Genomic DNA, 25,478 nt, shown 5'->3' on the forward strand with positions numbered 1-25,478 from the left:
TTTAACCCATGGGTTAAAGTCTTTGTCCTTTTTATCGCCGACACAGCTTAGGTTTGCGTTATAATAAAGAGATGATAGTTTTAATGAAGGAGGGCCTGTCATGGCTATATACCCGTCCTGGTCCTATTCGCAATCGAGGGCTCAAACGTTCGATGAATGCTTACGCAAATACTATTATCATTATTACGGCTCGCATAATGGCTGGAATTCGGCACAGGGCACTGAAGAGCAAGTTACGTTGTATCGGCTCAAGCAACTGAGCAACTTATATATTTTATTCGGGAATATCACGCATCAAATGTGTGAATCAGTCATACGTGGATGGATGGAAAAAGGGGCTATCCCGCGTACAGCATACCTCGAGACAGCTATGAAGAACATGTTGAATGACAGCTACAAGGAATCGCTACACCGTGAGCTATGGCTACAAGATCCGAAAAATCGCGTCATGCTGGCGGAGGTTTATTACGACGACGAGGTGCTTTCGGAACGGATCGCCCTTATTAAGGAGCGACAGCACGCGGTGATACACAATTTATACCGTACTGCGGTTTGGCATGAACTGCAACAGGGAAAGGCCCGAATTGTAGAAGTGGAGAAGTGGGATACGATGCTCCTTCATGAGACGAAAGTGTATGTCAAAATGGATTTGCTCTACCGTAGAGACAATGGAGACATGGTCATCGTGGATTGGAAAACAGGCAAGGAAGGCGATTTTTCCGACCAACTTTTTTTGTATGCTTCCTATGTGCAGGAGCACTATCAGCTTCCATTGGAGAAGATCGAGGTACGTGTGGAGTATCTGATGACAGGAGAGCATGAGGTGTATCGTCCCGCGCAAGAGGATATCGACAAAGTGGTTGGTAATGTCGGACGATACATCGAGGAAATGAAGTCCTGTCTCGATGACGATTACTATAATCGCCCCAAGCCTGAATCTTTCTTCACTCCGATGCCTTCACGCAGAGCGTGCGGAGGCTGTAATTTTCGTGAGGTGTGTAAGTACCGAGCGGTGTGAGGGGAATAGAGTAAAATAAAGACACTCCTTTTAATTAAAATGGGTGTCTTTCTTTTACTCTATTGAGTTAATGTCCAATTTATATTAAAAATCCTGCATATATTACAAATAGAATTAGTAGTCTTTTAAGACTGGAATTTAACTGTAATATTTGAATATAGGAGGTTTCATTTAAATGGCCATTCTGTCAACTGGACCTATTAATAATAGTGCTGTCAGTGGTATAAGACCCACTCAAGAGGTGACGATCAAAATCGAAAACCAGGATTCTGTCAATTTTTCGACTCTAATGATAGAAGGCTATATATTAAACGGATCGAGAACGTCATATGTACTTGAGTCTTTCTCAGTCGCTCCGAATCAAGTCATTACTAAAAATTATTCTGCAAATTTTGATGCATATTCATTCGTTTTTACAACGGGAGGTGTTGCCGCAAGTCAGACTGAAATTTCCGTTTGGGGAAAAAATGCAGCTGGAGAGTTGGTTACGGCTCATCGGCTTGTATCGTCTGAGCTGTTAGGGGCTGGGGCAGAGTCCGGCCCCCTATCAATCAATCGCATTTTTGTAGCCAATTTTGATAGTAATGATGTTTCTGTGATTGATGGATCGACCAATGAGGTGATCGTGTCCATTCCTGTTGGCGTTAATCCCGCGGGAGTAGGAGTTAATCCATTAACCAACCGAATTTATGTAGGAAATTTGAACAGTGATGACGTTTCCGTAATTGATGGATTAACCGATACGGTGATTGCTACCGTTCCTACTGGAGATGGAGCAAGCTCAATTGGGGTCAATACTGCAACCAATGCTATATATGTAGCAAATTTTAATGACAGCACAGTTTCCGTAATTAACGGTTTGACCAATACAGTGATTGCTACCATTATTCCTGTCGGAGGTCTGTCTCTTCCAACGGGGATAGGTGTCAATTCATTAACCAATCGTATTTATGTAGCAAATTTTAATTTTGATGTCGTTACGGTCATTGATGGAGCAGCAAATACCGTGATTACCCAGATTCCAGTTGGGGTGAATCCATTTAGAATAGGTGTCAATTCACAAACTAATCGTATTTATGTGTCAAATTTCACGGGTAACAGCGTTTCTGTAATTGATGGAGTAACGAATACGGTGATTGTAACCGTACCAGTTGGGATGACTCCAGGTGAAGTGGGGATTAATCTTTCTACAAATGCTATATATGTAGCAAATCGCGATACGGATAATGTTTCCATAATTAGTGGGTTGACGAATACAGTGCTTGCTACGATCCCGGTTGGGAATAATCCGAATGGAGTAGGTGTCAATCCAATAACTAATCGTATCTATGTAACAAATCAGGATGATAACAACGTTTCCGTAATTGATGGAGTCACCCAAACTACGATTACTACCATTCCGGTGGGAGCTCGTCCATTCGCAGTAGGAGTAAATCCTTGAATTGGAGAGGGGTCTTGGGAAGAACTCAAACTAGGAACCGAGGAAGGAGCATTAGTGATAGCCCGCGTGACGACGGGCTTTTTACTTGCGACTACAGATGCAAGGTGAACAGAAATGTATATCATAATGCAAATCTGTAATTCCTCTATATTTTGAAACCGCTTTCTAATTTAGATGATACGAGGTATGATAAGGGTATTATTGGAAAATGCGAAGGAGGAAGTTAGGAAGATGACGAGTACAGAACATGCACGTATTCTTTTTCAGGGAGATTCTATAACAGACGGAGGAAGGGGACGAAATGAGGACGCGAACCATTGGCTGGGTCAGAGCTATGTGTATCTGATCGCAGGTGCGTTGGGGAGCCGTTTGACTACCACGCAGCCAGAGTTTGTGAACCGGGGAATTTCGGGGGATCGAGTTTCGGATTTGTATGCACGCTGGAATGAGGACATGTTTAGCCTGAAGCCGGACCTACTCAGTATTCTAATCGGAGTGAACGATGCCTGGCGGATCGTGGAGCAGGAGCCGTCCGGGGTGACGGACCGATTTGAACGAGCCTATCGCCACCTTCTGGAAGAAACGCGTGAAGTGATGCCTGATCTGGGACTCGTGCTGTGCGAGCCGTTTATTTTGAAAACGGGAGCTACCGAGGCGCGATGGGACATTTGGCAAGAAAAAATAACGGGATACCAGCGTATTGTACGTCAGCTTGCGGACGAATTTGGGGCCGTATTTGTGCCGCTCCAGAGCATGTTGAACGAAGCCGCTACCCAGGCGGACGCCTCCTATTGGCTGCATGACGGGGTTCATCCGACAGCGGTTGGGCATCAGTTGATAGCTGATCAATGGATAGATATTGTGCAAAAGAGTCCGCTGGCGATTCGCTAACAGGGGCATACATAGTCTACTCCTTGTCATTTTTGGGTAATACACGATTATGGACATCATTACTTATGTTATGGTTCCATCCAAAAATGAATGTCAAAGGGGGGCTTCTTGCTTCGTCATGAACGGAGCAAGAGAGGGCTATGGAAACGATAAATATCATTCTGGTTATATTGCTTATCGCATTAACTGCTTTTTTTGTGGCCTCGGAGTATTCCATCATTCGTGTGCGGGTATCTCGCATCAATCAATTGGCCTCTGAAGGCAACAAAAATGCGAAAGCCGTTAAAAACATTTTGTCTCGGCTGGACGAGTATTTATCTGCTTGTCAGCTCGGAACCACATTAACCTCAATGGCGCTAGGCTGGCTAGGGGAATCTACTGTTGAACATCTGCTACACCCCCTGTTTGTGTTGGCTCATATTCCGGCAGGCTTGACGGGAGTGCTCTCCTTTTTGCTGGCTTTTTTGATCTTGACCTACTTCGAGGTGGTCATTGGGGAACTGGTACCGAAAACATTCGCCATACAGATTGCTGAACCGATGGCCTTGTTTTTTGCCCGTCCGATCACGATATTCTATAAAATGACCTATCCCCTGAATTGGGTGCTCAGTCGTTCATCGCGTGTCATTACGGGTCTCTTCGGGCTCAAAAGGGTATCTGAAGAAGATGCGGCACTCAGTGAAGCCGAGCTTCGCTTGGCGTTATCTGAAGGCTTTCGTAATGGTGAAATTACACCGACAGAATATCGATATCTAAACAATGTATTTGATTTTGACGACCGTGCGGCGCAGGAAATTATGGTACCGCGCATCCACATCCGTTCCATCTCCCACCAGGCAACAGTGGCCGAGTTTATGGAGCTGATCGAGGACAAGGTTTATAATTTTCTACCTGTAGCTGAACATGGCGACCGGGATCGTATTATCGGGATGATTCGCGTCAAGGAAGCCCTGCATGATTTGGCACGTGGGCACAGCACAGGGAATACGACGATGGCTTCTTATATTCACCCGGTGCTTCAGGTTATCGAGACGGTTCAGGCTCGGGATCTGCTGATTCAGATGCAAAAACGACGCATTCCTGTAGCGGTGCTGGTGGATGAATATGGTGGAACGTCAGGACTTGTCACACTAGAGGATATTATGGAGGAGATTGTTGGAGACATTCCTTCCTATACCGACACCGAAACCCCCGCAGCGTTAACTCCACTCATTACAAAAACAGATGATCATCGTTACATACTCAAATCACAGGCGCTCATTCATGAGGTCAATCGACGCTTGGAGACGGATATTGAGGCCGGGGACGTATATACCATTGGGGGATGGATGCTTTCAGAGCGTTTTGATATCCAGCAAGGAGAGAAGCTGACCATCGGTTTATGGGAGTTTACCGTACTGGAAAAAAACGGTCACCAAATAGACACAATTGAAGCGATTAAGAAAGCAGTCGTTGAACAGAAAAATGACAATGATTTTTAATAATGGAAAATGACTTTGTCGAGTAACAGCTCGCTTAAGATGTGACGAATGGCCTGTAAAGCTTGTAGCAACACGATTCGTCCATTTTAAGATGCAGGCTGTTACCTGGTAACATATTGTTTTTTTAATTAGGGTAGGGGACTTAAGACTCTGTATCTTTATGCTCATAAATATATCTGTCTGTGAAAAATTCTACTAGAAATGTAGCAATTTTATGGTAAAATGGAATCAAATTTGAGTTTTTTGGGGTGGGCTACAGTACATGAAGATGTCACTAGGTACGAAAATGGTTACTGCATTTGTCTCAATTTCTGCAATAACCTATGGAACAAGCGCTTTTTTTATTTTTGTACTCAAGGACTGGCTTGCTCAAGGTACACAAGAATGGGTGTATACTTCGATCATTCTGTTATTGGGTGTCCTGTGGAGTGGCATTTTGGGCTGGTTGATCTCAAAATTACTCACACGGCCAATTGTTAGGTTGGCAAAGGCGGCAGAGGAAGCTTCGGCGGGGAACTTGTCTGTTGTAATTCCTGAACGTCGTTCGGAGGATGAAATCAAAGTTCTGTATGATGCATTTCGGCATATGATGCTGAACATTAAAGATATGTTCAATGAGATCTCGTACAGCACCAGAACAACTTCGCAAAGTGCGGAAAATCTGAGCTTGGCTATTGTGCAGGCTACCACACAAATTGAGTCCATGTCTTCGGTGGTAGAAGATATTTTGAATGGCGTGGAGCAGCAAAAGCAAGCCTCTGCCCAATCTATTAAAACAGCAGACCGAATGCTGGGCGATTTTAAAATGATGCGTAGCAAATCGGGGCATATGCTGGAATTGTCAGGCCATATGGAGCATTCAGTAGATTCGACGCAGACCGTATTTTCATCCCTGATGGATGGAATGGGAGAGCTGACAGCATCACATGGTCGTTCGAAGCAGGTAATTGCACGACTGGAAAAAGAAGCTTCCCAAATTGAAGCGATTACAAGCACCGTGAAGGATATTGCGGAACAGACCCATTTGCTGGCGTTAAATGCTTCCATAGAAGCGGCGCGTGCGGGAGAAGAAGGGAACGGGTTTGCTGTAGTGGCTCACCAAATTCGCGCACTTGCTGCCCAAAGTACGGAGTCTGTGCAGCAAATAAATGCCATCGTTAGCCGTGTCCAGTCACAAATCGTAGAGACAGTGCAGTTGATGCATCAGCAGACGTCATTGGTCAGTGCTGAGGCGGAACGGACAAGCTCTGTGGATCAGACGCTGAACCGTTTGAACGCTATTGTACGTGAATTTGTCGAGAGCATCCGTTTAATGGAAGAAGCCGTGACGGAGCAGACGAACCGGGTAGATCAAACCTTTGAGCAGATCCATCGTATTCAGCAAATGTCAGGGGCCTTCTCTGAAGGAGCTCACAAAATTTATAAGGCTGCTCATGAGGAGACAGCAATTATGCAGGAAATTTCGTCTTCTTCCGAGGATTTGAAAGTGCTTACGAATAAACTCATGATGAAAACACGTGGAATGCAACTATAACAGAAACCATCATGTGAGGCATGATATATACAAACAAAATATAGCCGCTATACACCGGAAAACGCAGCAAAATGGTTCCCCGGTGTGTAGTGGCTATTTTTTAATTTCAAAAAACTCACATTGTTTTCTGGGGTGGTAAGCCAGATCACTGACGCTGGATTGCACGACGATGGTTTGATCGTCGAAACGGATAATGATTCCGCCAGAGCCAATCAATTGGTCATCCTGAAATACTCGGACACGAAGATGACGTTCCAGTGCCTCATTGAAATCCTGATCTGTAATTAATCGGCGATTAATGGCCATGAGGGTTCTCCTTTGAATATAATATCTTTTATCATAAAGGTAAGATATTGAACAAGCAAGAAACACGGCTAGAACATCATCGGCTATTGGGTATAAAATAGAATGCAACGAAGAGAGAAAGAGATCAAAGGGGGCTAGCTATGGATAGGTCGTGGTCAGGGCCTTGGTTTGATGCCAACGCGCCAGAAGGGTTCGAGGCTTTTACTCCGTCACATGGGTTGGCTATATTGGGACTCATTGTATGCGCTTTGATGCTGTGGCTGACTCGGGGATGGATTCGATCGAACAAGCCTGTAAGCGAGGGAATTCGCCGGTTGTTAATTACAGTCCTCATTCTGTCAGAGCTGACTCTGAATATTTGGTATGTGATGCAGCGTATTTGGGATGTCCAGACCTCATTGCCATTAGAACTGTGCAGTGTGACACTGCTGCTGTCTATCCTGATGCTCATTTTTCGAAGCCGCTGGTTATACCCGATCATTCTTTTTGCCGGAATTGGAGGGGCGCTTCAAGCAGTACTCACGCCTAATTTGGCATACGCATTTCCGCATTATCGTTTTATCCATTTTTTCATAGCTCATAGTGCTATTATTCTGGCAGCCTTGTATATGACCTGGATAGAAGGACTCCGACCGACGTGGAAGAGTGTGGGAGGAGTGATGCTTTTTCTGAATGGCCTGGCGCTGATGGTGTGGATCGTAGACGATGCTCTCGGAGCTAACTACATGTTTCTGACCGGAAAGCCGTCAACACCGTCGATATTGGATGTTTTAGGGCCATATCCTCTGTATATTGTGGCAGAAGAAGTCATTGCACTGCTGTTCTTTTCTCTTCTGATGCTGTTGTTCGAGGTGCTTCCAGGAGGCAGGCTGTATGTCCGCTTTCGCAAAGGAGCTCTGCATGGTGCTGACAGGTCGATATAAAGCCGTTGTAAAGCAGCGATATAAAAGCAGCCTATTCCACAAGTATATGACCAGGGATAAGGCTGCTAAGAATGCCTAAACAGTAGTACACATGGGTATAACGTTCCCCATTCTAATACTTAACGCAGTAGTGATTCTGCTCCGTCTACATAAATTTCCGTACCCGATACATGAGATGACTCGTCTGAGGCGAGAAACAGGACCAGATTGGCAACCTGCTCTGGCTCACCAGGGGCATCCTCTAGCGGATGCTCTCCGCCCTTCGGAAATTCGACTGGAATTTGTACCTGCTTCAAGTCTTCCGAAGGGTACGTGTTATCGTCAATTTCCGTGTCGATAGCTCCCGGGCATATCGCGTTGACCCGAATTTTGTAACGTGCCAGCTCCAGCGCTGCCATTTTCATAAAAGCAACCTGAGCTGCCTTGGTGGAGGCGTAGGCTGAGAATCCAATACCTGAAAAGGTTCGATTACCGTTGATGGAGCTGGTAATGATAATGCTGCCGCCGCGTTCTTTCAGGTAAGGGACGGCATATTTAACGGTAGCAAAGGTGCCGCGAAGATTGATGTTCATCGTGCGGTCCCATTCCTCCAGTTCCAGTGTCTCGATAGGGGCCATGGTGCCGTTAATGCCTGCGTTGGCGAATACTATGTCAAGCTTTCCGTACGTTTCCACGACTTTAGCGAACCCCTGCTGAATCATGTCCGGCTTGGAAATATCACATTCCAGTACAAGTGCCTCGCCGCCAACCTGCTCAATGATTGCTTTGGTCTCCTCTGCATGCTTGGGTGTCCGATCCAGCATGACCACCTTGGCGCCTTGTTCTGCAAAACGGATCGCGGTCGCCTTGCCGATTCCTGAACCTCCACCACTGACCACTGCTATCTTCCCTTGCAATCTCTGCTCTGCCATTGACTATTCCTCCCATTCCGTTCATAAACTAAACCTGACTCGTTATTTCATACCTCTGTACGTTGATGGTGAAACAGTCACACTGGATTTCATCCCATTTGCGAAATATGGTAACATAGGCGAACCAGCAGGAACTTATAGCAAAAACATATAGCAGGAACAAGTATGGAGAAGACCGAGTGACGGAGGTGGATCGAATTGAGCTATGACGCAAATGACCGACCCGAATCGACAGACGCTATAGCACTGACCGGAAAAATGAAACCGTGGGCACTGAGCGGCCCCAGTATTCAAATCGATCCGTTGTTTCCCTATTACGCCAACCGTTCGCGGGACAGTATAGCAGATGAGATCGCCCTTGCGGGCTACCAGACCGTTCATTATTTTGTCGTGCGTGAAAATGAAGTGGATGGAGCGCTTGTTGCTGCTTTTCAACGCAGAGGCATAGCGGTGTGGGCAATGGTGCTAGGCAACGGTTCTTTTGGCGTGTCCCAGCTACCGCCGGAGTGGAGAGAATGGCGCATGGAGCTGCTGCGCGAACCGAACGACGGATTTCAGCGGCTTTCGCATTTTGCTCAGGAGTATGTGGAATGGAAAAAGAAAGCCGCTGCCCGGCTCGTCACCGACATTCCGTTCGACGGGTTCGAGGTGGCGGAGCCTTATTTCCCCGAATGGAACGGGCTGCGCAGTGGAGTGTACGGGGATGTTGGGCCGCATGCACAGCGTGCCTTTCGCGAGCGCAGTGGTGAGAACATTCCGGATTTCCGCGACAAGCATGCGCGGAATTATTACCGGAAGGTTCCGAAGCTGTACGCGCAGTGGGTTGATCTGCGTGTGGACGCCGTGAACGGCCTGATCAGCGAGCTGGTGAACGGCGCGGGCGGTGTGCGTGATGTCCGGCCGGACATCTGCGTGGCGACATGGTCGCTTGCTGTGAGCGGACGCGGCGATGTCCCAGGCCAGCTGCGGGAATGGCAGGGGCTGGACGCGGTAGCTATGATCGGGTGCGTCGCCCCGGATATGCACGTACTCCAGACCCATTGGCCGGACTGGATGCGCTGCCGTCTACCGCCACAGTATACCCGGGGCTATGCTCGCATCGCTCAGTCGATACGGGCCGCTTATCCGGGCCTGCCCCTCGGGGTGCAGGCGGATATTGGCTCCCTTGCGCGTATGGTTCGGGACCGTGAGTGGACGCAGCAGTTTGGGGCTACCGCCCTCGAGGGCGGCTACAACGCCTGGACCGCCTATGAATACCATTTGGGTGGTTACATGTACGATGAGCCGCCCAAACCGCTTAAGGCGGAACGTTCAGCCGAAGATGAGGTAGTTATTTCTTTCAGCAAGCGGATTGCCACACCGTCTGTAGATGAGCTGCGTATTTGGAGCCGGGAGGACAGAGCAGGTACAACACGCGACCTGAGCCGCCATCTAAGGAGCGATTCACTAACGTTGCTGGAGCTTGTGGATGCCGTAGCAGACGGAAACCGTCTATTGCTGCGTATACGCAATTTACCAGCAGAGGCGTTCAGCTTGCGCCTTGATGGTGTGCAGGATACACCGGAGCTATGGCTGCTCAAGGGAAGGAAGGCACATCGCAATCTGCCGGAGAATGAAGTGAGGGTTCCTTAAAATTTGGGTAATAACAAAATAACAGCTGTATAAACGGCTCATTTGCCATAGCATTTTCGAATTGTATATATTTGAGGAGCAGCATCTTTTCAAAACATAAACGATAGTGGAGTGAAAAAAGTATGTGGGATTGGGATTACCTGATTCGGGTCATGTTTGCCGGACTATGCGGCGCCTTAATTGGCTATGAGCGCAAAAGTCGCATGAAAGAAGCGGGCATTCGCACCCATTTCATTGTCGGTATTGGCGCAGCGCTCATGATGGTGGTATCCAAATATGGTTTTCAGGATCAAACCGTCTGGTCGAACCTGTCGCTGGACCCTTCCAGAATAGCAGCACAGGTTATAAGTGGAGTCGGCTTTATTGGCGCAGGGATGATTTTTACACAAAAAAATAGAATCAAAGGGCTGACCACTGCCGCAGGCATCTGGACTACCGCCGGAATCGGTATTGCCGTAGGTGCAGGGATGTATGGGCTTGGTGCAGGTGTAACGCTGTTTATTTTAGCGGCTCAGTCCTTGCTCCATAGTCGTTTTTATCAGATGGCTACTCCGTCCACGCGACAAGTAGTTGTTCAGGTCGACAATGAGCCGGGCGTGCTGAATCGGATCAAAGAACTGCTGGAGCACAAGAAGCTGACGATTCACAGCTTTCACGTCGAGCGCATCAATAATGGTGAGCAGTTGGTTATTCATATGCTTGTAAAGCTGTCCCGGTCAGAGGGAGTGGAGGAACTGCTGTCACTGCTGCAAGAGATGGAAGGTATTCGTTCAGTCGAGACTAAGTCCAATTAGACGAATTTACTGCTCATACAGTAGCTTTTTTGTCGAACGCTGACAGACCCATTTAACAGTAAAAAACTTTAAAAATAATGATTGAAAACGCTTCCTTTTGTGTATATACTCTTACTACATCACAGAGACAGCAGCTTAGAAAGCATCAGGGGATAAGCAAAAACGACCTCATGCGTATGCACAAGGTCGTTGCTGTTATCCCGTTTTGAAAGACTGATTTGATGTCTTACTTTACTTTGACTGGAGCTGGATATTTTTTACCCAGCGTATCCACAGTGACTTTTTTCATCGTAGCCGGTTTGATCGGTTTGTCATTGCTATCTCGTTTGGAATTGACGATAGCATCGACCACATCCAACCCGGACGTTACTTTACCGAAAGCGGCATATTGACCGTCGAGGTAGTCCGCATCAGCAACCATGATGAAAAATTGCGATCCGGCCGAATCCAGATCCGCTGAGCGGGCCATGGATAATACGCCACGTGTATGTTTGAGTGTATTGTTAACACCATTGCTCTTGAATTCGCCTTTGATACTGTAGCCGGGGCCACCTGTACCGTTACCTTGCGGATCACCACCCTGAATCATAAAGCCTGGGATGACACGGTGGAAAATGGTACCGTTATAGGCTCCCTTTTGCACCAAAGAAATGAAGTTGTTAACCGTGTTCGGTGCTACTTCCGGATACAGCTCAAGCTTAATTTTCTTGCCATCATTCATGACAATCGTGACAATCGGATGGGAAACAGTCTTGCTTTTGTCTTTAGTCGCAGCAGGAGTTGTAGTGCTTGTCCGGCTGGCAGCTTCCACATCGGCCGCTTTTGTGCCGCATCCAGCAACCAGCACGAGCATGATGGCCAGCAGGCACAGCGTGTACCATGGGCGTATCGTTTTTCGGTTCATTGATATTCCTCCTGAAAGGTTGGATGGTGTAACATCCTAAATTATAGTTTGGGGGCAGCGCAGAACACTTTTCCATTTTCTATCATACCTTTTTTGCTGGGGATAAGGAAATACGGGTTTGAAAGCCGTATTCTTGACCCATACTGCTGCTATTCCCAAGGAAAGGGGCAGGATCATGATGGAGGTAGACAAAAAGCTGGCGAAAGGTCTCATATGGGGTATGGCGTTCAGTCTGCCGGTTTGGGTAGGGGTGCTGTACTCAGTACAACATATTCGTGACTGGCTATAACATAAAGCGTAAAGATAGGCCAAAACCGTTGTGGTTTTGGCTTATTTATATTTGTGCCAGTCCAAATTGCTGTTATTCAGTAGATGCTCGAAGTTGTTATCCAGCTTCTTCTGTTCAGCTTTTTTTGCTTCGACGGCACGCTGCCGTTCGTCTTCTTTACGCTTGTCCTGTTCTGCTTGGGCTTCATTGGCTTGAGCCTTAAGCTTATTCAGCACATCCTGACTCAACAGATCTTTTAACGTAGCAGGTTTGTCCTGAGCCGCAGGAGCAGGGGAAGACGAATTTCTCTTCTTAGCCATGTCATCATCTCCATTCCATTCGATTATATCAGCTTCTGCACGGTTGTTCCACGATTGAAGGATGAGCTGGGCGGTAGACTTTTCTAATTTAGAGGGTAATAATGGAATGAGCAGAAGGGACGTGTGGCATCATGCATCTATATTGGAAGCGAAACCTGGTCATTTTGTGGATTGGAGTATTGTTTTGCAGCATGGCCTATTCCGTGTCTATTCCGTTTTTACCTATTTTTCTGAATACGGAAATGGGCGTAAATGATCATCTGGAACTGTGGTCGGGGATTGCCTTTGGAGTCACTTTTTTAGCCAGCGCGCTGATTGCCCCATTTTGGGGTTCGCTTGCAGATAAGTATGGACGTAAGCCGATGTTGATTCGTTCAGGCTTTAGCCTGGCGGTGTTGTACCTGATATGTGCTTTTGTGACAGATCCGTATGTGTTCGTAGGAGTACGGTTGTTTCAAGGCCTTCTATCCGGGTTTATTCCTGCTGCGATTGCGCTGGTCGGAACGGGCTCGCCTGAGGAGAAAACCGGCTATGCACTCGGTATTATGGCGACCGCTGGGGCGACAGGCAGCATTATAGGTCCGCTGATTGGCGGTGTAGTGAGCCATTATTATGGCAATCGAAATGCCTTTTTTTTCTCTGCAGCTCTTGTGCTGGTATCTGCGTTAATCGCGACTTTTGGCGCTAGAGAGGACAGCTTCAAGGGAACCAGTACCCGCTCGCATGTTCGTGATGATATCAAGGAGGCTATTGCTAATCGGCCTTTGTGCTTTTTGCTTATTCTGGCGGGATTAAGTACCTTTTCCGTCATGATATTGGAACCGTTAATTACGGTATATGTGCTTGAAATGGGAGTTGACCGTAGCCGGGCGTCTTTAAGTTCCGGGATTGTATTCTCAGCCGTTGGTATTGCGGCGGTGCTCATGGCTCCCCGATGGGGACGGATTGGAGGCCGGACCGGATTTGCACACGTGCTGCTGATTGGACTGATCGGTTCGGGAATCGGGAATATCTTACAATTTTTTATAACCAACTTTGTTGGTTTTGGTGCGCTTCGGTTTGGATATGGATTGTTTTATGCGTCCGTCATGCCGGCTATCAACGCAATGACTGTGGAGGTCACCAAGCCGGAGTTTCGCGGACGAGCCTTTAGCTTGAGCCAATCAGCCACTCAACTCGCGACCATGGCGGGGCCGTTGATTGGCGGTATGCTTGGCAGCTGGATGCCAATCCGCTGGATCTTTGTGTTAAACGGTGGCATACTGCTGCTTGCAGCGTTGTTGCTATGGGCGAAGGGAAAAAACGTGTTCCCGGTTTCAGCCAGGAAGAACGTAACGGATCAGGATATTCATTCTGCCGGATAAGCGAATCACACAGGATTGTCTAAGAGGACAACCTTAGAGCTCATAGAGCAGGTCTTTTTTTGTGCTATTAGATAATTATCCCAAACCTTTACTTTTAGTATACTTATTCATAACCCTCTACACTGATAATATGACAAGGAGGGATATATTATGATAAGAGACGACATTTTGCGTCAACAGCTTGAGAAAGCTCGTCAAAAGCTGTATATTTTGCAAGCAAAACATGGCTTTAATCATGCCAGTGTGCTCAGACAGTCTGTAATTATGGATAACCTCATCAATCAATATAACCACCTTTTTTATATAAAAGAAAAAAAGCCGACTGCATAAATGCAACCGACTGGGCGAGAAACTTTTGGTGAGGTCACTCGCCCTTGTACTGTAGCGCTAATACCTATAACAACGATGCTTATCTTAACTTTTATAACTAGTGTGCAATCTATCATTTTAGGTACGGTTCGTTTGATGAGCACTCAGTAGGACACCTATAATGACGACCAAACCACCAATGATTTGGCGCCATGTAATCGTTTCTTGCAAAAGTAACACAGAAAATAAGACTCCAAATATCGGAACCAAATTCATCAGAGAAACGGAACTGCTCGGTGACAGCTTGATTAATCCGTAATTGTAAAGCAAAAATGCGATGACGGAGCAGAATACGCCCAGATATACTAACAACATAAACGATCCTGTTGTCGGAGCCTGCCAACTATCCTTTTCTAATAGAGCCAACGGTATAAAAAAGATACTTCCTGCAACAGTTTGATAAAAAGATAACGTCACAGGCGGATATTTGTCCACTACCTTGCGCGTCATGAAAGTGTAAAACGCCCACGCAAAACCCGTTCCAATCAATATTAAATTTCCGATTAGTTGATTCTTACTATCCGAGCTTTCGCCAACTGAAGTCAAGAAATATACCCCGATCATGGCCAATGCTATACCGCAAATTTTATATTTGGATATTTTCACTTTATACAAAATAAGTTCAAGCAGCGATGTAATTGCGGGATATGATGCAACAATTAATGCTGCGTTGGAAGCGGTAGTCAAGCTAACCCCTATATTCTCCATTGAAAAATAGAGAGTGATTCCCAAAACACCACTAAACGAAATCGTAACCAAATCTTTTGGCTTTACTTTGATATGTTCTTTTTTAATCAGCAAAACGATGCCTAGCACAACGGAAGCTATAATAAATCTGGATAGACCCAAGGTAAGAGGGGGGAACGTCGTGTAGGCTGCTTTGGTGGCAATAAACGATGTACTCCAGATCAATAGGGCGAGAATCGTAGAACCGTAGTAAATCCGGCTGCTTTCGCTGTGATGAGCTATGACTTTGTTCAAGTTAAATCCTCCCTGAGGTAATCCCCTGTGAAATGATGATAGTAGCTACTAAAGTGACTACTATAAAAACGTTACTAAAAAGATAGTGTGTATATCAGTTTTTGTCAAGGGGAAGTGATATAGTAAGGATGAACACGAATTGAGGAGAAGACGTCATGAAACCAAAACCAAATATATTAGAAATTCTACGGGATTTGAATTTTAGTGAATATGAAGCCAAGGCTTATGTGACCTTATTGGAAAGTTCTCCACTTTCGGGATACGCCGTTTCATTGAATTCCGGGGTACCGAGATCCAAAATTTACGAGGTTTTGTCTGGAATGGTCAACCGTGGGGATATCATGGTCAGTCAAGAAAATACGCCTCTGTATGTGCCGCTCCCGCCACATGAATTGATTGCCCAGAGAAAACGCAAAGCAGAGCAGATTTTCAATGTGGCGCAAGAGAGTTTGGAGCAGTACACAGCATCATTTCAAAATAGAGAGAATATTTGGAATATTTCGGGGTATGAAGCCATTATCAATCGCATAAATGAAGGGGTAAAGGGAGCAAAACACCGAATTTTATTGGAAATTTGGAAAGAGGATGCCGAGGTGTTCCGAGATGCCTTAGAGCAAGTCGCTCAACAAGGAATTGAAGTGATCATTGTAGCGTATGGGGAGCTTAATTTTGATTTCGCTACTGTTTACCGCCATGATATGAGTGAGGAGATTACGTCTGAAATTGGTGGTCGGTGGATTGTACTTAGCGTAGACGACCGGGAGGTCGTAGCTGGCATACTTTCACTTGGTGATGACAGCCGCGCTGCATGGACGTTACATCCGGGTCTGGTGATGCCGATTACAGAAGTGATTATTCATGATATTTATATCATGGAGATCCTATATGAGTTCCGTGAACAATTAGAGGCGAAATTCGGCCCTAATCTAATTCATCTTCGCAATAAATTTGCTATGGGTCCGAATGGCAAAGGATATTATGTTCCTTTGACTGAAAAAAGCATTAAACGTGTATAGAGATTGTCTGAGTTCCGATGTGCAAAAATAAACAGGCCCATGGAGTGTTATTCCATGAGCCTAATTTTATTGATGTTGTGTTCAATTATTTTACGGTTACAATCACACGTTGATAATGCTTTAAAGGATGTTTTCCATTATCCTGTACTTCTGCAATGATATGAAGCGTATTCCCTGACTTAGCATTTGCAGGAACTGTGAAACTAACTGCATTCGTATCACTACCTTGCAAGTCAATCGTGTTTACTTTCTCGCCTTTAGCTACTTCTCGATGAAGCCCAAGCTGCATTTCCCCCAGCAATTCAGGTTTAACTTGTGCTGGTTTTACTTTAGAATCCTCATACGTGTCTGCTTCAAAATATCTCCACCATTTATAGGCCAATTGATTACCGTCGGGATCTGAACCTTCTGCATGCAGGGTTATTTTCTCCCCTGGACTAGCGGTTAGGTCTAATCCTTCTTTAATGGTCAACGTTGGATTGTGGTTGGCATCTTTGTAGTCGGATGCAATAGCCCAATCTGCACGAGCAGCAAAGTCATTTTGAATATCATCAAACCAACGCATCAGAGAATACTCTGCTTCGAATTTTTTCGTATGCACATCATAATCTAACACGGTATTTCTAAATAATTTATCGTTAACGACACCGAAACGACCTCCCCAGCCACCATAGGTTGGGTTTTCCATACTCCGCAATCCGTTATCAATTAAATAGAAGAAGGATGGAGAATCACCTTCAGAAATAAAGTCATACTTGTCGTATTGTGGATTTTTCTTTAAGTAGGCTTCACTGCCTCTTTGTTCTTCATCCAACTCGCCTTTGATGATATTGCCATCGCCCATCAAGGCATACATATTGAGCAACTTGCCATGACCATCTTTAATATTTTTGAAGTTCCATTCCCCGTGCAACTTGCTGTTTACTTCTTCTGTGTGCATTTTCCAAGCATAAGCGAAATGCCAGAAGTTAGATTGATCATTGATAATTCTGATATCAGGCCAATTTTTAGCGATGTAATTATTGTAGCTATCGTCCTGGTCCAGAATGATGTACAGTACGAGTTTATCACTTACTTTTTTTCGAATCGTTTCCCATTGATCTGTATTTTTATATTCGTCTTCAATGGACTTTAAAGCTCTGGCCGTGGTATTGGTTCCACCCCAAGTTTGTACGTACAAATCTCTTTTGTCATCGTCCATGAAAAGTGTTTTAAGGAAATTGGAGCCTTCCGTTTCTTTGTCCATTTCACCTTTATTTGAAATGTTACCTATTTTGGTAACGCTCTTGATATATTCAGGCTTTGGATATCCCTCGGCATGTTTGATTAAGTTGGGGTAAATCTCTCCGTAGGCATCAATCATGTCCGTTACCCATTGTGTTCCGGTCCATCTAAATGGCTTGATGCCAGCCTTTTCATCACCTGCATAATGATATACGGAGCTAGTCAGTACAATCCCGGACAAATCCATTTCATTGGAGTAAAGAAGAAAGCGAATGACAGAGTTCATATCATCTACTTCTCCATCGGTAGTGATTACCGTTCTGGCCTTAGTTGCTTTATTTTCTACTTTATTTTCCGTTTGTTTTTCTGTTGGAGCAGCGCTTTCATCCTTCACAACGGCGGGAGCCTTACTACTACAGCCACTGATGATCAAAATACAAATCATGGCTAATAAAAAAATGCTTAACCCTTTTCTTTCTCTCATTTCTGTTCCCCTCTCTGAACGTTCCTATGATGTTTTTTTAGGATTATAACCATGTAGGTATTCTTTTTATTCAAGATTTAGGCATAAAAAAAACCTAAACCTATATATGCCTCAACAAAAGTCGAGCATATATACATTTAGGTTTTGCCTGCATGATCAGTCACAATCCTGATTCAATTTTACATCATTGTCCGAGAAAATGAAAGCGGTTTATGAATCCCGGCATAAAATTGGTTTTACGCTTTGAATAAACCGGATTCTTTAACTTCAGACAGGAAGTTGTGGAACTCAGGAATGTTCAGCTGTTGCTGAGCATCGGACAAAGCGACTGCTGGGTTTGGATGGACTTCCACCATGATACCGTCGGCTCCAGCAGCCAAGGCAGCTTTGGCGCAAGGAGCCAGGATGTCCTTACGTCCTGTGGAGTGAGTCACGTCCACCAATACAGGCAGATGGCTTTCCTTTTTCAAAATCGGAACAGCGGAAATATCCAGCGTGTTACGCGTCCATTTTTCGTACGTACGGATACCGCGTTCAATCAGCATGACTTGCGTGTTACCACGGGAAACGATGTATTCAGCAGCATGAAGAAACTCTTCCATTGTGGCAGCCAGTCCGCGTTTGAGCAGAACCGGAGTTCTGGTTTCACCCGCAGCTTTGAGCAATTCAAAGTTGTGCATGTTGCGCGCGCCAATTTGGATAATGTCGATGTATTGGATCGCTTCCTCCAAATGTCTTGGATCGACGATTTCACTGATTGTAGCCAGCCCGAACTCGTCGCCTACACGTTTGAGAATTTGCAGTCCTTCCACGCCCAGTCCTTGGAAATCGTACGGAGACGTACGTGGTTTGAACGCGCCACCACGAAGAATCGGCACACCGGCTTCCTTGAGAGCCGCACCTACTTCGCGAGTTTGCTGGTAGCTTTCGACCGAGCAGGGACCTGCAACCATGATGGAGGCTTTGCCGCCCACCAGGGTATCTTTAACCTTGATAACTGTGCTATCCGGTTGATTTTTGCGGCTGACGATCAGATGTTTTTTGTGTTCTTCTTTTTGATAGTTCAAAGAAGCCTTGAAAATATTTTTGAACAGCTGGCGAATCGTAGCATCGTCAAAAGGCCCACGGTTAGCCGCGATCAGCTTGTCCAACATTTGTTGCTCACGTACCGGATCAAAGTCAGGTACCCCTTGAGCTTCCTTCAATTTTCCAAGTTGTCCCGCCAGTTCAGCGCGTTGGGACAGCAACTCCAGCAATTGCAAATTTGTAGCATCGAGCTGTTCACGCAGCAGCTCCAAAGAATTTTCATTTGTAGACATACAGTACACCCTTCCCGAATTTAAATTTTTTTTTGTGCTAGCCCATGGACTTTTTTGCAGAAAATAACACAAAAAGGCACTCGTCGCAAGGGACGAATGCCGTGGTACCACCCTAATTACAGAAGTATACATACGAATCGTCAACGTCGTTCAGTCGACGGCAGTAACTTCTGAGCTTGATGCCCGTAACGGGGGCTTCCGGAAACCTCTACTGCGGACAAAGGAATGAATCCTTCTGTCGGTTCAAGGCTCGACTCGGGAGTGAATTTCAACGCGGGATTGCGGTACGCTCTCAGCAATTCGTACCTTTCTGTGGGAATCCGTTAGACGTTTACTTGTCTCCGTCACTGTCTTTGTTCATGGTATTCAAAAGATTTGACCTTATTTTAAACAAAGTAGGTGCAGAAGGCAAGCCCTGATTATCAGGTTCAGTTTTCGCACCGTTTTGAATCGGTTATAATGTGAACAGCAACGGGACCCCCTTGCAATCTAAAAGACGTGATGTCCGAGGAGGAATTATGAGCAAAATCAGAGTATCGGCGGTTCAATATCATCTGCATACGATTGACTCATTCGAGCAATTTGCCCTGCAATCGGAACATTATATCAAAACAGCGGAGGAATTTGGCGCGGAATTTGTTCTGTTTCCCGAGTTTTTTACGACCCAGCTTATGTCGATTGGTGATAGTGAAGGCAAAGCTCTGACGATCAACTACCTGCCGGATTTTACGGACCGGTACCTTGAATTATTCACTTCGTTCGCACGTCGAACCGGGATGCATATTATCGGTGGCACTCATGTAGTTAGGAGAAACGAACGTTTATATAATACGGCACATTTGTTTTACCCGGACGGGCGTGTGGCCACTCAGGACAAAATTCACATTACACCGACAGAGGTGCATGAATGGAATATGGCTCCCGGTGAGGGGCTGAATGTGTTTGAGACGTCCAAGGGCACCATAGCGATGCTGACCTGCTATGATATTGAATTTCCCGAAATCGTTCGCATGGCGAAGGCCAAGGGAGCAGATATTATTTTCTGTCCTTCCTGTACGGACGATCGTCACGGATTTTACCGGGTACGATATACAAGCCACGCCAGAGCGGTTGAAAATCAGGTGTATGTCGTTTTAACGGGAACTGTCGGCGCTTTGCCTACGGTTGATTTTATGCGTGCCAATTATGGACAAGCCGCAGTCATTACACCCAATGACATTCCTTTTCCGCCACGCGGCATTATGGTGGAGGGTGAACTGAACAACGATATGATTGTGACAGCAGATCTCGATTTGCAGCTGTTGTACGATGTGCGCGAGCGGGGCTCGGTTACAACCTGGCGTGACCGTAGAACAGATTTATACACAGACTGGAGCTAATGAAAGGAAATAAGCCATGTATCGCAAAGAATGGTTCATCTTTGACGGCGATCGGCCGCTACGGGCGGTGATTCGTAATTATTCTACAGCCGATTATGAGGGATTGCTGCGTATTCAGCAGGAGAGCTTCCCCCCACCATATCCGCAGGAGCTGTTATGGAGCCGGGAGCAGATTGCTAGCCAGACAGAGCATTTTGCAGATGGAGCGCTGTGTGTGGAAATTGAGGGGGAACTGGCGGGTTCGGTAACCAGCCTACTGATGCATTATAACCCCGAACATCCCCAGCATACATGGGAGGAAGTAGCAGATGACGGTTATATTCGTACGCACTGTGAGGACGGCAAGGCGCTGTATGTGATTGATTTGGCGGTACGTCCTGCTTACCGCAGATTGGGTCTGGGCAAATGGATGATTTTTTCCTTATATCATCTTGTGATTGAACGGAGACTGGATCGTTTGCTGGGCGCGGGGCGTATGCCTAGTTATCAGCATCATGCCGACCAATTGAGCGCAGAAGCGTATGTGGATGCCGTAGTGTCTGGTGAGCTGAAGGACCCGGTATTAACTTTTCTGCTTCGTTGCGGACGGGTGCCTGTTTGTATCCTGCCGAATTATTTGGATGATGAACAATCGCGTAATTATGCTGCCCTCATGGAATGGCGAAATCCGTTTCATACCCATCACTAATTGTAGAGGAGCGTGTCCTATCCTATGGAATATCATCGCATTACTCATATTAAAGACCCCTTGTTTGCGAGCATGCATCAGCTAATGCAGGAAGTATTTCCACCAGAGGAAGTGCTGGAGTACAGTCTGTGGAAGGAACCGCTGGAAGACCCGGGTATTCGTGTCTTTGTTGCGGTACAGGATGATAAGGTAGTTGGTGCAACAGAGTATCGTTATTATGAGGACTTTAATGTAGCTATGACAGATTTTACGATCATCGGACAACCGGGACTGGGCATTGGCCGTTTTCTTTGGACACGACGCCAGAATGACTTGCACGCGCTTGCTCAGGCCAGCGGACAGCAGTTACAGGGGATGTTTGCTGAAATCTATGACCCTTACCGTGGCAACGAGCATTCCTTTGGTGGTGTCAAGCCAATGGACCCGTACGTGCGACGTGAGGTGCTATCTCATCTGGGCTATAAGCGTTTGGATCTGGACTACGTACATCCGTCCTGGAATAACGATGGTGTAGCAGTAGAAGGGCTGAATTTAGGCTTTATGCCTGAGGATGATAGCGTGGAAGAAGTGAGCGCCAAATTGGTGGCAGCTTTTATACGTCGGTACTATACAGTATTGCCGAACAAGCCTGCTGTCTGGAACGAAATGGTAGATGGATTGGAAGCTAAATCGACAGTAGCATTGCTGCCATTGTAAACATATGAAGTACAAAAAGGGTGCACTCAAGCCATGTATCATCTGCGTGGCTTAGGTTGCACCCTTTTTGCATTCTCTAATTGACCCTTTCATTTTCCTTGATCCCTGGGAACAGGTTTGGGTGATGCGACTCCTCGTGGGTTGTCTTCGCCCGCCAGACTTTGCGAGATATCGTCCGTAATTGTCTTGTCCGCGGTCCTACGTTCGTCTGCTTCCACAGGATTCAAGGTTTTGTAGCGCTTATACTCCATATCGGCCTGAGACATCGGATCTTTATACATAGGAGATCAGTCAACTCCTTTCTGTTATACACTTCATTACCCGCATACCAGAATTGGTAACCGTTTTCTTTCACCTGATAAAATGAAGTGGTTAATCCAGCATATCGTCGCTGTCCAGTTGCTCTTCTTCGTCCCCATCCGTACCATTCAGCAAATCGGTACCATGCAGGAATTCAGCAGGAGCAGAAGGATCGACAGGACTGTTCGGTGTCAGTTCATCGGCATCTGGGACGTCCTCCAGAGGAGTATCTGGACCTTCCGTCAGATTCTCCCAGTTGGTTTCTGCATTTTGCAGAGAAGGCTCAAAATCATTGTCATGTAGCTCAGTAGTTCGATCATCACGATTGACCATGTTGCTCAGCTCCTTTACTTTTTGTTGCTTATTCCGACCTTACCCAAACAGCAGAACGGCTAAACCTTGAGTTAGTGTGTCTGTAGGAAGTTAAAATCATGCGAATAGGGATATGCCCATTCTCAATTAGCGTTTTTTTGGTAACTGCTGTGATATGATAAAGAAGATAGGGAGGGATATGAATTGGAATGGTACATGTTTGGTCCGATGATTAGTCGTATCCGAGTAGGTCAAAAGGCATCTACCCCGGGATTTTCCCGCACCCTCATTCGGCGCCCTGAAGGCTTATACTGGACAGATGGCGGACAAGCCGGAAAAATAGTAGAAATACGCGATTATTTATTTTCCGATATTTGGACGATCTATGAAGATGAAGATTGTGAACCATGGTTGGGGCTTAGAGAGCAGAAAGAGCGGCGCGAACAGGAAATGATCATTAATCAATATGAAGATTTTACAAAAAATGAGTAAAAAGAACATGATACCCTTCTTATGAAGAAGGTATGCACATCATCGTATAGAATAATATAATTTCAGGACGTAAAAAATGTTAAAACGTATACAAATTTGTAAATCCTACTATGTAACTTTGAGGTGCTTAATATGAGGCATGTGCCCAAAGCTGTCGCCGCCCTGCTAGCGGTCATTGTGTTGCTATTGTCGCTGGGCCATTCCGCCTATGCGGCCAAAATGACCCCGGAAAGGGATTATAAAATACCCTCCTGGGATATGAGATGGGGAGCGGTAAACGAGGATGGCTCTTTAGATGAGGTAAAGGATCGCAGCAAGGTCTGGATGCATATTGAAGATGATACACAACTGCTTAGGCAGCCCGGTAATATAGGCTCCGCCTGGATTCGTATTAAGTTACCTTCGTTAAATGATGAAACGCCAGCGGTACTTTTTGAAAATATTTATGGCAGGCATATTACGCTGTATAAAGATGGGACCAATTTTTACGAATCCTACCGTGGGTACAATTATGAGAATAATCGTATTCTGATTCCGCTGAAGCCGGAAGACAGCGGTAAAACATTATACATATGGACGGAAAGCAGTAAGAATAGACTGGGCATTATCGGCAATGTGATGACCGGTGATTATCGTGATTTATTGGGAACCTTGGTCAGAATGGATGTTTTAGATATTGTACTGGGCAGTACGTTTATCTTTATCGCCCTGGTATTACTGATCTGCTCGTTTTTTCTGTTCCGTCCGAGTATGGCCATGTGGCTGTCCCTAAGTGCGATTGTATTGTCTATTGGTCTGATGATCGTAACGTATTCACCATTCTTGTATACATTCTATCGCGGCTATGGCAAGCTGTACTTACAACTTTTTGATGTGGCACTATTTATTCTGCTACCTTCATTAGCCTACTTTTTTGAGCAAAATATCAATTCGATTATACTGATTCGCAAATTCAGAAAGGTGTTAACCGCCTACTCTTTGTTCTGCTTTACCATGATGATTGTTAATTTAGGAGCACAGGAGCGGTTGAACGATATATATTATTTTTTTAGTGTAGTCATCCTGGGTATATTACTCGTCGCCTTAATGATACTGCTGGTATTTGCTTCGGTTCGCATGGCACTTAAGGGTGATCACGAAGCGATCATTTTATCGACAGGCTTTGCATTTTTTGCAGTCATCTCTATCGGGGAACTGAGCTGGTTCTTCATTCTAGACGGACACTACAATATGTTTTTGTGGAAATGGGGCGTGTTCGGTTTTGTACTGGCGTTGATCGCGATTTTGGGCAGAAGACTGGCAGAAAAGCACAAGCAGGTGGTTCGGTATTCCAGAGAACTGGAGATGTTCAATAATGAGCTTCAACGTTCGGAGAAAATGGAGATTATTAGCGATCTGGCTGCATCTGTAGCTCATGAGGTACGTAATCCGCTTCAGGTTACACGTGGATTTCTTCAGTTGATGAGCAAGCAGGAGGATGGTAAAAACAAAGACTATCTACATATCGCTCTGGAGGAGCTGGATCGAGCTTCCGCGATTATTACTGATTTTTTGACTTTTGCCAAGCCAGAGTTTGACCAAACCAAAACGTTGACCATATTGGACGAATTCAAACATATTGAAGGAATCATCAGTCCAATGGCTAATTTGCAAGGTGGAAAAATTTCACTGGATATTCCCCAGGAAATCAAAGTACGCGGGAATTCCTCCAAGTTCAAGCAGGCGTTCATCAATATTATCAAAAACAGCATTGAAGCGCTGCGAGACCAGGGTCATATTCATATATGGGCTTATGTGGACAACGGAGAAGCTGTCATTCATATTCGGGATAATGGTGAAGGGATGGATGCTCAGACTTTATCCAGACTAGGTGAGCCTTATTTCTCGAATAAGACAAAAGGCACGGGTTTGGGGATGATGGTGACTTTTCGGATTATTGAAACGATGAATGGAAAAATAACTTTTACAAGTGCAAAAGGGGTGGGAACGGAAGCGACCATCCGCTTCCCCGTAGCCGGATAATATCCGGCTTTTTTGCATTCGGAGAAAACGGAGGGAAGCTTGCTGAGCCCACCCACATGAGATTAAGGAATATAGATTAAATAAGCATTAACAACCAATTTACCACATCGAGCGAGGTTTCTGGGATGCAGCGAGTACACCGGAGGGGTCTGGAGGAATTACCAGAAAAAACTGATCAGGCGTTTCCTCTAACGTTTTGATTTGGATATGATCGGGGATCACGACTCCTAACACATCACGAATTGCAGATTTGGGATCTGTCATCAGTTTCTCTCTGAAACTGGCATCCTCCCAAGCTTTTTGAATGACTTGTGTTTGAAGAACTTCAGTAGCCATCAAAAATCACCCTCTCATTCAATTGGTTATATTTACCTAGTCAGTATACCACGAAAGACTCAGAAAAATCTAG

Annotated in this window: 25 protein-coding genes and 1 other annotated feature; of the genes, 16 read left to right on the plus strand and 9 right to left on the minus strand. The window is 45.6% G+C overall.

Translation table 11 applies throughout. The features are described 5' to 3' along the window. Positions 1-100 precede the first annotated feature (100 nt). The 5 genes from JOE49_RS11055 to JOE49_RS11075 all read left to right on the plus strand — a co-directional run bounded on the left by JOE49_RS11055 (position 101) and on the right by JOE49_RS11075 (position 6,365). A complete protein-coding gene (locus tag JOE49_RS11055) occupies positions 101-1,018 on the plus strand; it encodes a PD-(D/E)XK nuclease family protein (protein ID WP_209941122.1) in 918 nt (305 codons plus the stop codon). A 175-nt stretch (positions 1,019-1,193) separates the two neighbouring features. Next, positions 1,194-2,459, plus strand: coding sequence for a beta-propeller fold lactonase family protein (locus JOE49_RS11060; protein WP_209941124.1), 1,266 nt, complete (start codon positions 1,194-1,196; stop codon positions 2,457-2,459). Positions 2,460-2,690: 231 nt separating this feature from the next. After that, positions 2,691-3,350 carry an SGNH/GDSL hydrolase family protein gene (locus tag JOE49_RS11065; protein ID WP_039269422.1) on the plus strand — a complete coding sequence of 220 codons (660 nt, stop codon included), beginning with the start codon at positions 2,691-2,693 and terminating at the stop codon, positions 3,348-3,350. Positions 3,351-3,490: 140 nt separating this feature from the next. Next, positions 3,491-4,831, plus strand: a complete 1,341-nt coding sequence (locus JOE49_RS11070) for a hemolysin family protein (protein ID WP_209941132.1) — start codon at positions 3,491-3,493, stop codon at positions 4,829-4,831. A gap of 262 nt (positions 4,832-5,093) precedes the next feature. Next, positions 5,094-6,365, plus strand: a complete 1,272-nt coding sequence (locus tag JOE49_RS11075) for a methyl-accepting chemotaxis protein (protein ID WP_209941134.1) — start codon at positions 5,094-5,096, stop codon at positions 6,363-6,365. 93 nt (positions 6,366-6,458) lie between these two features. Here the strand turns inward: JOE49_RS11075 and JOE49_RS11080 are convergent, their stop codons facing one another. Then, positions 6,459-6,671 carry a hypothetical protein gene (locus tag JOE49_RS11080; RefSeq protein ID WP_013309048.1) on the minus strand — a complete coding sequence of 71 codons (213 nt, stop codon included), beginning with the start codon at positions 6,669-6,671 and terminating at the stop codon, positions 6,459-6,461. A 140-nt stretch (positions 6,672-6,811) separates the two neighbouring features. On the opposite strand from JOE49_RS11080, the gene JOE49_RS11085 reads away from it, so the two are divergent. Further along, positions 6,812-7,594: a YwaF family protein gene (locus JOE49_RS11085; protein ID WP_209941136.1), complete on the plus strand. Its 783-nt coding sequence runs from the start codon at positions 6,812-6,814 to the stop codon at positions 7,592-7,594. Positions 7,595-7,713: 119 nt separating this feature from the next. On the opposite strand, the gene JOE49_RS11090 is transcribed toward JOE49_RS11085, so the two are convergent. Then, positions 7,714-8,505: an SDR family oxidoreductase gene (locus JOE49_RS11090; RefSeq protein ID WP_209941138.1), complete on the minus strand. Its 792-nt coding sequence runs from the start codon at positions 8,503-8,505 to the stop codon at positions 7,714-7,716. A gap of 258 nt (positions 8,506-8,763) precedes the next feature. Here JOE49_RS11090 and JOE49_RS11095 point away from each other — a divergent pair, with 258 nt between their 5' ends. After that, entirely contained in the window at positions 8,764-10,137 is a 1,374-nt protein-coding gene (locus tag JOE49_RS11095; RefSeq protein ID WP_209943598.1) for an N-acyl-D-glucosamine 2-epimerase, read from the plus strand. Positions 10,138-10,259: 122 nt separating this feature from the next. Further along, positions 10,260-10,931 (plus strand): MgtC/SapB family protein, encoded by a 672-nt coding sequence (locus JOE49_RS11100; protein ID WP_053324781.1) that lies wholly within the window; start codon positions 10,260-10,262, stop codon positions 10,929-10,931. Positions 10,932-11,157: 226 nt separating this feature from the next. Here the strand turns inward: JOE49_RS11100 and JOE49_RS11105 are convergent, their stop codons facing one another. Both JOE49_RS11105 and JOE49_RS11110 read right to left on the minus strand, forming a co-directional pair. Continuing rightward, a complete protein-coding gene (locus JOE49_RS11105) occupies positions 11,158-11,835 on the minus strand; it encodes a peptidylprolyl isomerase (protein ID WP_209941140.1) in 678 nt (225 codons plus the stop codon). Positions 11,836-12,165: 330 nt separating this feature from the next. After that, a complete protein-coding gene (locus JOE49_RS11110) occupies positions 12,166-12,423 on the minus strand; it encodes a YqkE family protein (protein ID WP_023987317.1) in 258 nt (85 codons plus the stop codon). 131 nt (positions 12,424-12,554) lie between these two features. Here JOE49_RS11110 and JOE49_RS11115 point away from each other — a divergent pair, with 131 nt between their 5' ends. Both JOE49_RS11115 and JOE49_RS11120 read left to right on the plus strand, forming a co-directional pair. After that, a complete protein-coding gene (locus tag JOE49_RS11115) occupies positions 12,555-13,787 on the plus strand; it encodes an MFS transporter (RefSeq protein WP_209941142.1) in 1,233 nt (410 codons plus the stop codon). 150 nt (positions 13,788-13,937) lie between these two features. Further along, positions 13,938-14,117, plus strand: a complete 180-nt coding sequence (locus JOE49_RS11120) for an aspartyl-phosphate phosphatase Spo0E family protein (RefSeq protein WP_025723205.1) — start codon at positions 13,938-13,940, stop codon at positions 14,115-14,117. Positions 14,118-14,234: 117 nt separating this feature from the next. Here JOE49_RS11120 and JOE49_RS11125 read toward each other — a convergent pair whose 3' ends face one another. Beyond that, on the minus strand, positions 14,235-15,137 hold the full coding sequence (locus JOE49_RS11125; RefSeq protein ID WP_023987320.1) for a DMT family transporter: 903 nt from the start codon (positions 15,135-15,137) through the stop codon (positions 14,235-14,237). A gap of 155 nt (positions 15,138-15,292) precedes the next feature. Here JOE49_RS11125 and JOE49_RS11130 point away from each other — a divergent pair, with 155 nt between their 5' ends. Next, positions 15,293-16,153 (plus strand): TrmB family transcriptional regulator, encoded by an 861-nt coding sequence (locus JOE49_RS11130; RefSeq protein WP_023987321.1) that lies wholly within the window; start codon positions 15,293-15,295, stop codon positions 16,151-16,153. Positions 16,154-16,238: 85 nt separating this feature from the next. Here JOE49_RS11130 and JOE49_RS11135 read toward each other — a convergent pair whose 3' ends face one another. Together JOE49_RS11135 and JOE49_RS11140 are read right to left on the minus strand one after the other, a co-directional pair. Continuing rightward, the gene (locus JOE49_RS11135) at positions 16,239-17,861 is read right to left on the minus strand and encodes a DUF1593 domain-containing protein (protein ID WP_209941144.1); all 1,623 of its coding nucleotides are present in this window, start codon (positions 17,859-17,861) and stop codon (positions 16,239-16,241) included. A 236-nt stretch (positions 17,862-18,097) separates the two neighbouring features. Further along, complete coding sequence (locus tag JOE49_RS11140; RefSeq protein WP_013309063.1) at positions 18,098-19,180, minus strand: bifunctional 3-deoxy-7-phosphoheptulonate synthase/chorismate mutase; 1,083 nt, start codon at positions 19,178-19,180, stop codon at positions 18,098-18,100. An 85-nt stretch (positions 19,181-19,265) separates the two neighbouring features. Continuing rightward, positions 19,266-19,537 (minus strand) — a binding site (T-box leader). A gap of 161 nt (positions 19,538-19,698) precedes the next feature. Between JOE49_RS11140 and JOE49_RS11145 the strand changes: the two genes are divergently transcribed. The 3 genes from JOE49_RS11145 to JOE49_RS11155 are packed head-to-tail and all read left to right on the plus strand — an operon-like array spanning position 19,699 to position 21,943. Beyond that, complete coding sequence (locus JOE49_RS11145; RefSeq protein WP_028543188.1) at positions 19,699-20,559, plus strand: carbon-nitrogen hydrolase family protein; 861 nt, start codon at positions 19,699-19,701, stop codon at positions 20,557-20,559. Between the two features lie 16 nt (positions 20,560-20,575). After that, a complete protein-coding gene (locus tag JOE49_RS11150) occupies positions 20,576-21,247 on the plus strand; it encodes a GNAT family N-acetyltransferase (protein ID WP_160790389.1) in 672 nt (223 codons plus the stop codon). Between the two features lie 24 nt (positions 21,248-21,271). Continuing rightward, positions 21,272-21,943, plus strand: a complete 672-nt coding sequence (locus JOE49_RS11155; RefSeq protein WP_209941146.1) for a GNAT family N-acetyltransferase — start codon at positions 21,272-21,274, stop codon at positions 21,941-21,943. Between the two features lie 372 nt (positions 21,944-22,315). On the opposite strand, the gene JOE49_RS11160 is transcribed toward JOE49_RS11155, so the two are convergent. After that, positions 22,316-22,576 carry a hypothetical protein gene (locus tag JOE49_RS11160; protein ID WP_069079713.1) on the minus strand — a complete coding sequence of 87 codons (261 nt, stop codon included), beginning with the start codon at positions 22,574-22,576 and terminating at the stop codon, positions 22,316-22,318. 183 nt (positions 22,577-22,759) lie between these two features. Here JOE49_RS11160 and JOE49_RS11165 point away from each other — a divergent pair, with 183 nt between their 5' ends. Together JOE49_RS11165 and JOE49_RS11170 are read left to right on the plus strand one after the other, a co-directional pair. Beyond that, positions 22,760-23,047, plus strand: coding sequence for a hypothetical protein (locus JOE49_RS11165; RefSeq protein ID WP_023987328.1), 288 nt, complete (start codon positions 22,760-22,762; stop codon positions 23,045-23,047). 132 nt (positions 23,048-23,179) lie between these two features. Then, entirely contained in the window at positions 23,180-25,069 is a 1,890-nt protein-coding gene (locus JOE49_RS11170) for a sensor histidine kinase (protein WP_209941148.1), read from the plus strand. A gap of 99 nt (positions 25,070-25,168) precedes the next feature. Here the strand turns inward: JOE49_RS11170 and JOE49_RS11175 are convergent, their stop codons facing one another. After that, positions 25,169-25,405 (minus strand): NHLP leader peptide family RiPP precursor, encoded by a 237-nt coding sequence (locus JOE49_RS11175; RefSeq protein WP_013309068.1) that lies wholly within the window; start codon positions 25,403-25,405, stop codon positions 25,169-25,171. Positions 25,406-25,478: the final 73 nt, after the last annotated feature.

Origin of the sequence: Paenibacillus sp. PvR133, assembly GCF_017833155.1 — a bacterium.
In the GTDB taxonomy this organism is placed as follows: domain Bacteria; phylum Bacillota; class Bacilli; order Paenibacillales; family Paenibacillaceae; genus Paenibacillus; species Paenibacillus polymyxa_B.